General features: G+C 29.2%; 13 protein-coding genes. 2 read left to right on the top strand and 11 right to left on the bottom strand.

Annotated elements, in window-relative coordinates:
* Positions 1-11 precede the first annotated feature (11 nt).
* From BN6774_RS01910 to BN6774_RS01885, 6 genes are all read right to left on the bottom strand, one after another.
* Positions 12-977: an ABC transporter ATP-binding protein gene (locus BN6774_RS01910; RefSeq protein WP_066889552.1), complete on the bottom strand. Its 966-nt coding sequence runs from the start codon at positions 975-977 to the stop codon at positions 12-14.
* Positions 970-2,016, bottom strand: a complete 1,047-nt coding sequence (locus BN6774_RS01905; protein ID WP_066889550.1) for an ABC transporter ATP-binding protein — start codon at positions 2,014-2,016, stop codon at positions 970-972. The genes BN6774_RS01910 and BN6774_RS01905 overlap by 8 nt, the downstream gene beginning before the upstream one ends.
* 14 nt (positions 2,017-2,030) lie before the next feature.
* Entirely contained in the window at positions 2,031-2,954 is a 924-nt protein-coding gene (locus BN6774_RS01900; RefSeq protein ID WP_066889548.1) for an ABC transporter permease, read from the bottom strand.
* Between the two features lie 16 nt (positions 2,955-2,970).
* Positions 2,971-3,924, bottom strand: a complete 954-nt coding sequence (locus tag BN6774_RS01895; RefSeq protein WP_066889546.1) for an ABC transporter permease — start codon at positions 3,922-3,924, stop codon at positions 2,971-2,973.
* 82 nt (positions 3,925-4,006) lie between these two features.
* Positions 4,007-5,707 (bottom strand): peptide ABC transporter substrate-binding protein, encoded by a 1,701-nt coding sequence (locus BN6774_RS01890; RefSeq protein ID WP_066889544.1) that lies wholly within the window; start codon positions 5,705-5,707, stop codon positions 4,007-4,009.
* Positions 5,708-6,050: 343 nt separating this feature from the next.
* Entirely contained in the window at positions 6,051-6,233 is a 183-nt protein-coding gene (locus BN6774_RS01885) for a hypothetical protein (RefSeq protein ID WP_066889542.1), read from the bottom strand.
* A 149-nt stretch (positions 6,234-6,382) separates the two neighbouring features.
* Here BN6774_RS01885 and BN6774_RS01880 point away from each other — a divergent pair, with 149 nt between their 5' ends.
* Positions 6,383-7,558: a class I SAM-dependent rRNA methyltransferase gene (locus BN6774_RS01880; RefSeq protein WP_066889540.1), complete on the top strand. Its 1,176-nt coding sequence runs from the start codon at positions 6,383-6,385 to the stop codon at positions 7,556-7,558.
* A gap of 144 nt (positions 7,559-7,702) precedes the next feature.
* Here the strand turns inward: BN6774_RS01880 and BN6774_RS01875 are convergent, their stop codons facing one another.
* The 5 genes from BN6774_RS01875 to BN6774_RS01855 all read right to left on the bottom strand — a co-directional run bounded on the left by BN6774_RS01875 (position 7,703) and on the right by BN6774_RS01855 (position 13,085).
* Positions 7,703-8,494 carry an AAC(3) family N-acetyltransferase gene (locus BN6774_RS01875; RefSeq protein WP_066889538.1) on the bottom strand — a complete coding sequence of 264 codons (792 nt, stop codon included), beginning with the start codon at positions 8,492-8,494 and terminating at the stop codon, positions 7,703-7,705.
* A 179-nt stretch (positions 8,495-8,673) separates the two neighbouring features.
* Entirely contained in the window at positions 8,674-9,534 is an 861-nt protein-coding gene (locus BN6774_RS01870; RefSeq protein WP_066889536.1) for a CAP domain-containing protein, read from the bottom strand.
* A gap of 682 nt (positions 9,535-10,216) precedes the next feature.
* A complete protein-coding gene (locus BN6774_RS01865; RefSeq protein ID WP_066889534.1) occupies positions 10,217-10,939 on the bottom strand; it encodes a 2-phosphosulfolactate phosphatase family protein in 723 nt (240 codons plus the stop codon).
* Positions 10,940-10,963: 24 nt separating this feature from the next.
* Positions 10,964-11,887, bottom strand: coding sequence for a tRNA modification radical SAM protein MnmL/YtqA (locus BN6774_RS01860; protein ID WP_066889532.1), 924 nt, complete (start codon positions 11,885-11,887; stop codon positions 10,964-10,966).
* Between the two features lie 88 nt (positions 11,888-11,975).
* Positions 11,976-13,085 (bottom strand): hypothetical protein, encoded by a 1,110-nt coding sequence (locus BN6774_RS01855; RefSeq protein WP_066889530.1) that lies wholly within the window; start codon positions 13,083-13,085, stop codon positions 11,976-11,978.
* Between the two features lie 119 nt (positions 13,086-13,204).
* On the opposite strand from BN6774_RS01855, the gene BN6774_RS01850 reads away from it, so the two are divergent.
* Positions 13,205-14,266 (top strand): YkvI family membrane protein, encoded by a 1,062-nt coding sequence (locus BN6774_RS01850; protein ID WP_066889528.1) that lies wholly within the window; start codon positions 13,205-13,207, stop codon positions 14,264-14,266.
* Positions 14,267-14,302: the final 36 nt, after the last annotated feature.

Below are 14,302 nucleotides of genomic sequence, written 5' to 3'. Positions count from 1 at the left end.
CTTAAAAATTATTAATATAAATGACAAGCTACAAAATGTCCTTTTTCTATTTCCTTAAATTCTGGAGCTTCTTTTTTACATACCTCCATACATTTACTACACCTTCCTTGGAACTTACACCCCTTAGGAGTATTAATTGGACTTGGAACATCTCCCTCTAACATTATCCTCTCCCTATTTTCTTCTATATCTGGATCTGCTATTGGTATTGCGGACATTAAAGCCTCTGTATATGGATGTTTTGGATTACTAAATAACATCTCCGATTCTGCTAATTCAACCATACTTCCTAAATACATAACAGCTACCCTATCTGAAATATGTTTTACCATAGATAAGTCATGGGCAATAAATAAATATGTTAATCCTAGTTCCTTTTGTAAACTTATTAGTAAGTTAGCAATTTGGGCTTGTATTGAAACATCTAATGCAGAAATAGGTTCATCACATAGAATAAATTTAGGTTCAACCGCTAATGCTCTAGCTATTCCTATTCTTTGCCTTTGACCACCTGAAAATTCATGTACAAATCTATTGGCATGCTCTTTATTTAACCCTACATGCTCTAATAGTTCATATACCCTCTTATCCTTTTCTTCCTTTGATTTAGCTAATCCATGAATCTCTATTCCTTCTGATATTATATCTGCAACAGTCATTCTTGGATTTAAGGATGCATATGGATCTTGGAATATTATTTGAACTTCTTTATTAAACTGCTTTTTTTCCTTCCCTTTTAATCCCTTTATAGATTTACCTTTATAAAATATTTCTCCATCTGTTTTATCATATAATCCAATAACAGTTCTTCCACAAGTTGTTTTACCACATCCAGATTCTCCAACTAATCCTAATGTTTCTCCTTCTTTTATGGCAAATGAAACGTCATCTACTGCTTTTAGAATGTCTTTATTACCAATTTTAAAATATTTTTTTAAGTTTTTTACTTCTAAAATTATATCTTTTTCATTAGCCATTTCGTCTCTCCTCCTTAATCTCCTCTAAAATTTCCTCAGGAATTTCTTCACTATATAGCCAGCATTTAGCCTTATGTATATCTCCGAATGAATACTCCTTTGGTTCCTCTGTTAAGCATATATTCATGCAATATTTGCAACGTGCTGCAAATGCACATCCTTCTGGTGGAGCAATTAAATCAGGAGGAGTTCCCTTTATTGTCTCTAATAATTGCTTACCTTTCCATCCCAATTTAGGAACCGAATTTAATAATGCCCAAGTATATGGATGTTTAGGATTATAAAATATCTCTCTCTTTTCACCCTTTTCTATAATTTGACCAGCATACATTACTGCTATTTTATCTGCCATTCCTGCAACTACTCCAAAATCGTGAGTAATTAATATTACTGCTGTATTGAGCTTGTCTTTTAATTCATTAATAAGCTCTAGTATTTGCGCTTGAATTGTAACATCAAGTGCTGTAGTAGGTTCATCTGCTATTAAAATTTTAGGATTGCAAGCAACTGCTATTGCAATCATAACTCTTTGTCTCATTCCACCTGAAAATTCATGCGGATATTGATCTACTCTCTTTTCTGCATTTGGAATTCCTACTGATTCTAATATTCTTATAGCCTCTTCTTTTGCAGCTTTCTTGTCCATATTTCTATGTGCAACTAAATTTTCTATTATTTGATTACCTACCTTCATAGTTGGATTAAGAGAGGTTAATGCATCTTGGAATATCATTGCACATTCTCCACCTCTAAACTCTCTTATTTTCTTTTTATCATAAGCTAAAACGTCTTCTCCATTATAAAATATCTCACTATCTTTCTTTATTTCACCCTGTGGTCCTTGTATTAAAGCCATTATAGCTCTAGCAGTAACACTTTTACCACAACCCGACTCTCCAACTATCGCTAATACTTCGCCTCTATCAACCTCAAAAGATATACCCCTAACAGATTGTACCTCTCCTGCATAAGTATGATAAGATACTCTTAAATTTTTAACAGCTAGAATTGATTCATTTTTATTTAACAACTTCTCCATACCTTATACTCCTCCTATTGTCTTAACTTTGGATCTAGGGCATCTCTTAAACCGTCACCTAAAATATTAAATGATAATATTAACAAACATAAAACTATAGTAGGGAATAGTAATTGATAAGGATAAAAAGCCATAGCTTGTTGCCCTGCTGATAATAATGAACCTAAACTAAATGCTGGAATATTTAATCCTAATCCCAAGAATGCAAGTATGGTTTCAGATACAATTACGCTTGGTATTGTTGATGCAACATCTAATATTATTAATCCTATTGTATTTGGTAATAAATGCTTTAGTATTATTCTCATTGGAGATGCCCCTAAAGCTTCAGCTGCTAAAACATATTCACTTTCTCTTAATTGAAGTATCTGCCCTCTTATCATCCTAGCGGTACTTGTCCATGCAGTTAAGCACAGAGCTAACATCAATTGAAAATATCCATTTCCTAGAACAACTAAAATTAATAATGTAATTATTAAATATGGAATACTATTTAAAACTTCAACAATTCTCATCATTATTTCATCTACTATTCCACCCATATATGCGGCTATTCCTCCATATAAACATCCAATTACTATATCTATTACAGTGGCAATAAGAGCTACGCTTATTGATATTCTTGTTCCTATCCAAACCCTTGTAAACAAGTCTCTTCCCATAGCATCTGTTCCCCACCAAAAATCACTATTTGGAGATAAATTTTTCTTTGATGTTTCTACTGTTTGGTAATCTAGATTTCTAATTATAGGCATAAATATTGCCATTAATATAATTATAATTAATACAAATAATGCTCCCATAGCAACTGGGTTCTTTTTTAATCTTCTCCAAGCATCTTGCCAATAACTAATATTAGGTCTTACAACTAAATCACTATCTAAGGTAGCTAAATCTACTCTTTCAAATCTTTTATCTTTTACCTCTAATTTATTCATTAAGTTTCACCTCCAACTACTTAACTAATCTTATACGGGGATCTACAACTGTATAAAGTATGTCTGTTATAAATATTGTTATAAGGTAAATTAATGCATACAGTAATGTCAATCCCATAAGTATTGGAATATCCCTATCATTAGAAGCTTGAATAAAATACTGCCCTGCTCCTGGAATAGCAAAAACCCTCTCTATAAAGAATGATCCAGAAATTACTCCTGATATTGCTACTGGTAATACTGTAATTATTGGAATAAATGAATTCCTAAGAACATGTTTTCTAACTATAGCTACTTCTGATAATCCCTTTGCTCTTGCTGTAAGGGTATAATCTTGATTTATACTATCTAACATACTAGTTTTCATTAATCTTGCATAATAAGCTAAATATGTTCCAGCCCCAGCTATTGTTGGTAAAATAGTGTACTTCCATCCTCCAAACCAAAGCTCTGTTCCTTTTGGCCAGCCAATTATAGGTAAGTTTAACAATGGACCCTTTGCTAAGTATTTTTGTAATAATAGAGATAATACTAGTGATGGTACTGAAGCAAGTATCATTACACCTACTAAAATCATATAATCAATAACCTTACCTCTGTTCATGGCAGCAGTAATTCCAAAAAGAATACCTAGTGTTACTCCCACTATTATTTGCTGTATTCCAAGCCTTGATGATACTGGCATTTTGTTTTTGACTATGCTTGAAAGGGTATCTCCTGCATGAACCAATGATTCCCCAAACTCACCCTTTACAATATAATTTTTCATAGTTATAAAATATCTTTCTATTACAGGTTTATCATAACCGTATTTTGCTATAACAATTTTCTTTGTTTGCTCTGGAAGCTTTTGAATCTTCTTATCAATAGCTGTTCCTGGGACCGCCGCTAAAAGAAAAAAAGTTGCTGTTCCAATTAAATAAAGTGTAATAACCATTTCAATAAATCTTCTTACAACATACTTTGCCATATGCCTCTCCCTTTCTAAATTCAATTAATGCACATCAACATTAGTTGATGTGCATTATACTAGTTCTATATAATAGGTTTAATTAATTCTTCCCTTGTATATATGCATGTTTGAATTCATACACTGCACCAAATGAAGTGAATTGAATATCTTTAACATAATTTTGATAGAATGTATATTTATCAGTGTAGTAAAATGGTGAAATAACAGCATCTTCATTAACTAGTTTGTTTTCTAGCTTTTTATAAATTTCTGTTACCTTATCTTGATCTGTTTCCTTATATACAGATGCTAATAATTCATCGTATTCAGAATTAGCATAACCTGTATGGTTATTTCCACCATTTGATACCCATATATCTAAGAAAGTCATTGGATCATTATAATCTGCTGACCATCCAGATAATGTGAAATCATATTCCATTTTATCCATTATATTTAAATAAACTCCCCAATCTCCTTGAGTTTCAACATTTATTTTTATACCTAAATTTCCATTAATTTGTTGAGCTAACCATTCAGCTCTTTGTTTTTGTAATTCTGAACTTCCTTGAGATAAATAAGTTAATTCATACTTACTTAAATCATCTGTTTGAAGTCCTAATTCTTTTAAGCCTTCCTTAAATAGCTCTTGAACTTTTTCTTTATTATTTACATAAGTCTTAGCATCACTTGTTAAAGGTCCCTCAACCTTATCTCTATACTTTTCATCCCCAACATTTATAGCAGTTGGAATGATTCCATAAGCCGATTCAAATCTACCAACTAAGTCCTTTGTATAAACATCTCTATCTACAGCTAAACCAATAGCTTTTCTTATTTTAGCATTTTTTAATATTCCATTAGATGTTTCACTCTTTTGATTGAAATATAAGTAGAATGATCCCGGATCTTCTCCAGTTAATTTTTGGAATTCACCTGCATCAGCTCTTTCAGTCCATTTTTCAATATAATCTGTTTGAGCTCCTGATATATCTAATTCTTGTGATTCAAATAATTGAGCTTGAGTAGCAAATTCTTTTATATCTGTCATAATAACTTTTTGAAGATATACATTATCTGCATCCCAGTAAGTATCATTCTTTACTAATACCATTGAGTTTCCATTATCCCAGCTTTCTATTTTAAAAGGTCCATTATATACTCTTTCTGTAATATCACTAGCATACTTATCACCTAATTTTTCTATAATATCTAATCTAATTGGATGGAATACTGCGTAAGATACCTTTGATACAAAGTAAGGTACTGGATGTTTTAACTTAAATTCTAAAGTATAATCATCAACAGCCTTTATTCCTACAGCATCTAATGAACCATTACCAGTATTATATTCCTCTGCACCTTCAATATCATAAGCTAAAAATGAATATGCAAAACCATTATCTGGATTTAATATTCTTTGGAAAGAATCAACATAGTGTTTTGCTACTACAGCTTCCCCATCTGACCAATTCATTTTTCTTAAATTGAATGTCCATGTTAACCCATCTTCTGAACTTTCCCATTTTTCTGCCCCAGCTGGTACTATTTCGTCACCTTTTCCGTCATTTTCAATTCTTACTAACCCTTCCTCTATAGCACTAAGAATAGATGAACTTTGGTTATCTGTACAATCATTAGCATCTAAAGTAGCCACATCAAAATAAATAGTGTTTAAAACTTGCTCACTATCCTTTTCTGCATTATTTTGTGCTTGCCCAGGAGTTTTACTCCCACATCCTGCAAGTAACATCATACAACTTAGTCCTATTCCTAATATAGAAATAAGTTTTCTTTTCATTTTTTTTCCCCCTTTTTAAATTATCTTTTATTTTACTTTCCCATAATAAGCTAAAATATAAACATTCCATTACTTGTAATATATTTAACTTAATGTAATTATATTACTTTAATTACATTTTATACCACTTATTATATCGATAATTTTATCATAGTAATTTTAATAGGTCAACTTAAATAGATGCTATTTTTTAAATAATTTTTATATTTCTCCTTTATTTTTTATATATTTCTCATTTATAAGCATTTGAAAATCAATTGATATTTGTGTTGCACAATTTTATATATATATATTACACATTTTATATATTAATCTACCCTTAAATTAAACGATTTTCGTACTTTTAAAATATTTTCATCGTTATTGAATAATTTTTAAAACTATCTTTTGTTAAGTTAATATGTTTTAATTCTTTATTTGTGATAAATTCTTTATCTAACTTATCAGTATTCATTTCTCTCAAAGCATTTTCTAAATACTTCCTTATTCTTCTTGGAGTTGGGATTATAATTGCCTTAAATATCATAAATATCTCCTTAAAATTTCTTTACAATATAAATATATTTATCAAAAAAGTTATTATTCATTTTAACCTTAGTATTTATACCTCTCCCCTATACTTAATTTATAATTGTGATATAATTTTATAGGACTTATTATGGAAGGAGCTATATTATGGCAAGTAAGTTTTATTTACATAAAGGAAAAAATAAAAGAGCTGAACAAGGAAGACCTTGGATATATATTGATGAAATAAATGAATATGATGGTGACTATGAAAATGGTGATATAGTTGAAGTATATAATCATAAAAACTATTTTCTAGGAAAAGGCTATATTAATGATAGAAGTAAAATAACAATTAGAATTATGACTAGAGATATAGAAGAAGAAATTGATTATGACTTTTTCAAAAGGAGATTTGAAGCTGCCTATGAATATAGAAAAACAGTAATAGATACTTCATCTTGTAGGCTAATCTTCGGTGAAGCAGACTTTTTACCGGGCCTTACAGTTGATAAATTTGAAGATTATTATGTAATTCAAATATCAACCCTAGGAATGGATAAATATAGGGACATTATAGTTAAAATATTAGTTAATGAATTTGGTGCTAAGGGAGTTTATGAAAGAAGCGATATAAAGACTAGAGAAATTGAAGGCCTTGAGCAAACTAAAGGCTTCTTAACTGAAGCTTTTGATACTAATATTGAAATAATTGAAAATGGGGTTAAATATATAGTTGACTTAGAAAACGGTCAAAAGACAGGATTTTTCTTAGATCAAAAAGAAAATAGAGCTGCTATGCATAGAATATGTAGGGATAAAGATGTACTAGATTGTTTTACCCACACTGGATCATTTGCCTTAAACGCTGGTATTGCAGGAGCTAAATCAGTATTAGGTATTGATGTATCTCAACATGCAATAGATTGTGCAATAAGAAATGCAGAACTTAATAATTTACAAGATACAGTTAAGTTTGAATGCCATAATGCCTTTAATGTTCTTGGTGACTGGTCAAGAGAAGGAAAACAATTTGATGTAGTTATATTAGATCCACCAGCCTTTACTAAATCAAGAAATACAATAAACTCTGCTATTAGAGGATATAAGGAAATAAATCTTAGAGGCTTAAAAATGGTTAAACCAGGTGGTTACTTTGCAACTTGTTCTTGCTCTCACTATATGAGCGAAGAGCAATTAAAGAAAACTGTTCAAGAAGCTGCACACGATGCTAGAAGAACTTTAAGACAAGTAGAAATAAGAACTCAAAGTGCTGATCATCCAATTTTATGGAACTCAGATGAATCTTACTATTTAAAATTCTTTATATTTCAAGTTGTTTAACAAAAATGAAGGAATTAAGCAAAGCTTAATTCCTTTTTTATTACTTTTTACATTACTAACTAACATATGTCTAATTAAAAATTAATCTTTCTGTTTCAATTATTTTTGTACCTAAATGTCTCATCTCCCCTCCCCCTAAATTAATTATTTTCTATTTTTTTCAATCCATTTAATAGCAAAATCTACGATTTCCCTTTGTCTCATGAATCTTACATCTGCATTTCCTATTTTTGCTTTCTTGATTTTATATTCCTTTTCAAAGTCTATTCCTATATCTATAAAATCTTCTCCATCAACATATAAAGTTGTATAAGTAACCCACTGTCTATTACCATCCTTAATCATTGCACAACTATTCTTTTCCATATGTTTTGATTGATAACTTGCTCTCACATCAGCTAAATGAATAGATGTATTTTTATCATATCCTGTTCCCAATAGTAACACATATCCATCTAAATTATATAATTTTCCTATAGGAGAACTTTCACCAAAAATATCACTTAAATTATGATTATTTATTAAATAATGTGCATTCTTCCCCCATGCTGCAAAAGATCTTACAGGATGATCACTTCTTACAGCCCCTGGCCAATGTCTAAACATTTCTGCTACTGCTCCCATCGCATTTGTAGGTGTGATATCTTTATCATAGGCTGGCCAGTTATCTCTTATAATGTCCCACCATTCTTTTGGCTCCTCCCAATGTACGCCATACTCGGGGTCCATATTTTTCCACGTTTGTGTTGGCATAACTATAGTTCCCGTATCCCCAACTAAATCAATTAATGCCTCAATTATAATTTGTGGACCTCCACAAACAAACCCTAAGCTTTTCATAGAAGTATGAACTATTATATTTTGACCATTTTTTATACCAACTTCTTGTAGCCCTTTTATTAAGTCACTTTTAATTATAATCTTTCTATTTTCCATACTTCCTCACCTCAAAAGATATATTGTTTAACTCATTTTATACTTAAAAAAATTTATTTCCCATATATTATCACTAATCTTAATTATTGTAAATAAATCTATTTCAAATTCTCTACTTGTTTCTAAAGAATAAAAAAGAAACCCAGTTTTATAACTGAGTTTCATACTTTATAGATTTATTATCTATAGAATTCTTGTGTAGCATAGTAAGTATTTCCTATTTTATAAACTCCAATTCCAATACTACTGAAGTTTGATGATAGTATATTAGCTCTATGTCCTGGTGAGTTCATCCAATTATCCATAAATTGTGTTGCTAAAGTGCTGTTTCCATTTACACCTTGAATATAAGCAATATTTTCTCCCCATGCATTATAAGATACTCCATCTGCCTTCATTTGTTCAGTTATTAATCTTCCTTGAGGATCCTTATGATCAAAATATCCCCTATCACCCATGTCCTTAGACTTAACTCTTGCATAGTGTTCCATGGTTGTATTATAGCTTAATGCAGGGAGTCCCGCTGCAGCTCTTTCCTTATTAACTCTTTGGAATATAGCTTGCTCAATTTCTGCTATATAATTACTTTCATCTGTACTTGAAGGTGCTTGTGGTGTAGTACTTGGTGTTTCTACAGTTCCATTTCCTTGTTGTGGAGTGTTAGTAGAACCATTATTTGAAGGTTGTTGTATTACAAACCCATTATCATCACATTGTTCACTAGCTTCACTACCCTCTGTATTATTTTTTGAAACTTCATTATTGGCATTTTTATTATCTGAATTTGAATTACTTACATTACCTACTGTATTAGAAGCTTTATCATTTACTGATACTGAATTCTTATTAGAATCTTGAGGTTTATTACTTTCAGCTTTATTTACCTCTTCATTAGAAGATGTAACTTCGCTATTAGTTTGAACCTTTGCATTTTCATTAGTAACTACTTGATTCTTAGATGGAAGAAAGAAACTTCCAACTCCTAAAGCTATTGTTAATCCTGTTGATACTAATAAAGTTAATAATTTTGACTTAATCATTTGTAAATCCCCCTTTAGATTTAATGTTCTTGTCCCACTCATAGTAACACAATAAACACATCTTCCAAATATGAGTTAGCTTCTAATTATTGAAAATATTCTAACAATAGTTATTAATTCTTTTAAATTGATTTTTTTTCCATACAAAATTCCTATTATTTTTAACATAAGCTTTTCATAAGAAATAAACACTTCTAAAGTAGCATGGTTATCAAAATAAAGTGAGTTTAATTTGTACAATAAATATAATTTAATTTAAATAATTTATGGAATAAATAGATATATTATTCATGGAAATCATACCATATATTTTCTATTACATAGTCTAATACTTTAGGATGATTTTTCTTTAGCTGTTCTATAAAGTTATTCTCTTCTATTTTATTTACTCACTTCGATTTATCTCTTCATCTTTTATATGAAAAATAACAAATAAATCTTACATTAATTAGTAAAAAATAAAAGATGGCTAAAATCTCTCTTTAGCCATCTTTTAATGAAATAAATTCTATAATATAGGAGTTTAATTATAATTTATATAGTATATTATTAGAAGTGTGGAGCTTTTAATAATATATTTAATCACTAATTGATATTGATTATCAATCTACTATTATAATATATCTTTTTATTTTACTTGTCAACATAAAAATTCAAATAATTGAAAAAAATTATCAATTATTTAAATTTTTATAATTTTTTTACTCTTTTCTACTTTTGGTACAATGCTAACTATATCTTTTCTGCAACAATACTCCAGATCCTTCATTAAATTTAAATTCTTTAAAACACTAAAGTGTCTTGCTTCTTTTATATAGTCAATTAAATTAGTATTACTTTCATAGATGTATTTTGCTGTTTTGGCAATATCAGAAAGATCGTTATTTTCTTTTTCACATAAGAGACTTATCATATATCCTGAACAAATGAAATCATCCATTGAAAATTCTCCATTTGTTCCTGCATTAATAAATACTACATCCTTATTAAGTTTCTTTAACTCTTCTGCAACTGCTTTAGCATTTATTATAGCTCCTATAAGTATTTCCTTTGCTCTTAAACTTAAATTAATTGCTCTTGTTCCATTAGTGGTACTTAAAATTATTGTTTTTCCTTGAACTTTTTCACTAGTATATTCTAAAGGTGAATTAGAAAAATCAAAGCCTTCTATTTTAATTGCCTTTCTTTCTCCACCTAACATAGGATAACTTCCTAATTTCAAAAGTTCTTCTTTCTTTTCAAATGCTTCCTCTACAGTTAAAATAGGAAATACTTCTTTTGCCTTATTAGCTAAAGCAGTAATTATTACGGAAGTTGCTCTTAGCATATCTATGACAACTACTATTTTATTCTCTAAATATTCTTCTTTTATATTATCAGCAGATATAACTACATCTAATTTCATATATATTCCCCCAATACTATATAACTACTTAAAATCTTTACCTTGCCATATATCGTTATCTTCTAGTGCTTTATCTATAGCATTTAATACTTCCCATTTCTTCAAGCTCCACATTGGTCCTATTAATAAATCCCTTGGTGCATCTCCCGTTAATCTATGAACAACCATATCTTCTGGTATTCTTGCTACTCCCTTACAAACTAAATCTATATATTGCTCTTGAGTTAATAATTTTAGTTCTCCACTTTCATATTGTTCTACCATCTTAGTTCCCTTCATTAAGTGCAGTAAGTGAAACTTGATTCCCTTGGCTCCTGAGTGAGCAATATAGTCAACGGTTTTTAACATATCTTCTTCAGTTTCTCCAGGTAATCCAAATATAGTATGGGCAACTACCTCAATATTTCTTTCTATCAATCTCTTTAATGTGTTATCAAAAACTTCAAAATCATATCCTCTATTAAAATTTCTTGCTGTTTCATCATTTATAGTTTGTAATCCAAGTTCAACTATTAAATATGTCTTTTCATTTAATTCAGTTAAAAAGTCTAAAACATCATCATCTATACAATCTGGTCTTGTGGCTATAGATATGGCAACTACATTTTCTTGTTTTAATGCTTCTTCATACTTTCTTTTAAGCTCTTCAACTGGAGCATAAGTATTAGTATAAGCTTGGAAGTATGCAATTAGCTTACCATTCTTCCATTTCTTCTCCATCATGTCTTTTCTATCTTCAAACTGTTTAGTAATTGATAATACTCTACTACCTGCAAAGTCCCCTGATCCCCTTGCACTACAGAAGGTACATCCTCCTTTTGCTACTTTTCCGTCTCTATTAGGACAAGTAAATCCTCCATCTAAGGATATCTTATATACTTTCTCATCAAACTTGTTTCTAAGATAATAATTTAAGCTATGATATCTTTTATCATTCCATTTTTTCATAAATTCCTCCAAAAAATAAAAGTACCACTTTATTTTATTTAAGTTGTACTTTTATTCTACTACAATATTTTCATATGTTAAGAGTTTTCTATATTTTTTTAATTACCTTTGATTCTATCCCTACATTATATTCCCCAAGAATATCTTCATTAATATCTTTTACTCCGCTCTTTGGAATAACCTTTATTTTAAATTGATCCTTTTTAAACTCTATTAATTCTATATTATATTTATCACTAGGAATTATTTCATCAAAATTTAAATCTACTAAATCCCCACTAGCACTATTATAAACCTTCATTCTTTTAACTTCATTTGAATTTAAATATTCTACTATTAAATATCTTTCTTCTTGAGTAAAAACTAAGTTATCTAAAGTTACGTCATTTAAAAGATCAACATGGATAACTTTTTTTGCTATAGGTTTATCTACTAAGTCTTCAAGATTATTTTCAACATTACCACCCTGTTGTTGAGTATTTCCACCAGATTCTCCTTGAGAATTAGCTCCTCCCTGTGCTTCTTTACTTTCCTGTATAAAAGCAATGGATATAAAAGCCCTGTTTTCACTTATTGTTGAAATAGCAATCTTTTTTCCCTTATATCCTAAAGATATTGGTCCAAACTTATCAGATGGTACCTTCTCTTTATATAACATAAGTTCATTTTCTTTTAAATAAGCATCCTTTGGAATATTATTTAAAGAAATAATTAAATCACTTTTTCCTCCATCTTCACTTATCATTCTTAAAGATTTATTTCTAACAAACACTTGTTTTAAGTTTATAGCTTTTATTTCGTCTATTTTATAATTATCGCCTTCTTTTATAACCTTAATTGCATAATTATCTAAATCACATTTTGGTTCAGATTGCGAATTTCTTATTACGTTAAAAGTAATAAAAGCTGACTTTGAAGATTCAATTACATTGTCTGGAGCAAATGCTATTATATCCGATGTCCCTGTTAATATTTTTTTATTATTATCTATTAATTTCTGTGTACATAATTTATTAGCTTCTTCAATATTATTATTTTTAATTAGTCCTAAATATTGTTCTGCTAATTCAAAGGACTTTTTTAAACTAAATATTTCTATATCTTCTTCATTATATTCAGTATTAGAACAAGCTGAAAACAACATTAATATAAATATTAATAAAGAAGTTAATGACAAAATCTTTTTCCTCAATTTCATTCCTCCTTAATACTCCTTAAAGTTATTTTCCCTAAGATTAGATAGCTTATTCATTTTTAAGAATAAAAGACTAACAATCTATATATATTGTTAATAGAGATAAATTAGGGGGATTTAAAATGAAGGATGAACTTTCAAAAATTTTTCAAGTTGCTGTAGTTTTTATAGGCACAATAGTTGGAGCTGGATTAGCTTCTGGACAAGAAATAAAAGAATTTTTTACATCCTATGGAGTGGTAAGTTTTATTGGAATTATAGTTTGTGGAATATTGTATATAGTTCTTGGGTCAATAGTTTCCAAAATAAGTATTAAGTATAAACTTAACTCCTACGGAGATGTTATAAAAGTCGTTAGTCCAAATATTTTAGGTAAAATTACAGGTGCAATAACTACTCTTTATTTAATTTCTAGTGCATCTATAATCTTAGCTGGAAGTGGGGCTTTAATTAATCAATTTTTTGGAATACCCAAAATTGCAGGCTCACTTATTATGGTAGCACTTGCTATTTTCTTTTTACTTCGAGATACAAATGGATTAATTGAAGTAAACTCTTTTATAGTTCCAACTTTAATCATCACAATTACACTTATAACCACTTTATACTTTATGTTCTGTAAAGATATGGTTTCCTTTAGCCAAATGACTAAAATTTCACCTCAAAAAACTGGAATAGCCTTATCTACAATTCTTTACTCTGGATATAATACCCTTTGTTCCTTAGGTGTATTAGTTCCTTTAAGTAATCAAATAAGAAGACCTAAAACTATGTTTTGGGGAGTTACATTAGGAGCTCTTGGATTAGTAGCTCTAAGTTTTGCTATTAATTTTTTATTAATGATAAATCAGCCATATATAAATAAATATGAAATACCTTTATTATTTGTAGCACAACCCTTTGGAAATATAATTCAAGCTTTATTATTAGTAGTGATTTGGCTTGAAATGTTTTCTACCGAGGTTTCTGATGTTTACTCTATTAGTAAAACCCTAGATAACACTTTTAATATAAATTTTAAAAAATCAATATTTATAGTTATTTTAATTGCTTTACCTATCTCTAGAATTGGATTCTCTAATTTAATAGGCTCCTTGTATCCATTTTTTGGATTACTTAGCTTAGTTTTTATAAGCCAAACAATTTATTTTTATTTTAAACATAAAAAAGAGTTAAATAATTAAAAATGGAGCTGTATTAATACAGCTCCATAATTCCAC

The organism is Clostridium nigeriense (genome assembly GCF_900086595.1).
Classification (GTDB): Bacteria; Bacillota; Clostridia; order Clostridiales; family Clostridiaceae; genus Clostridium; species Clostridium nigeriense.
This window is presented reverse-complemented; position numbering and strand designations above follow the sequence as displayed.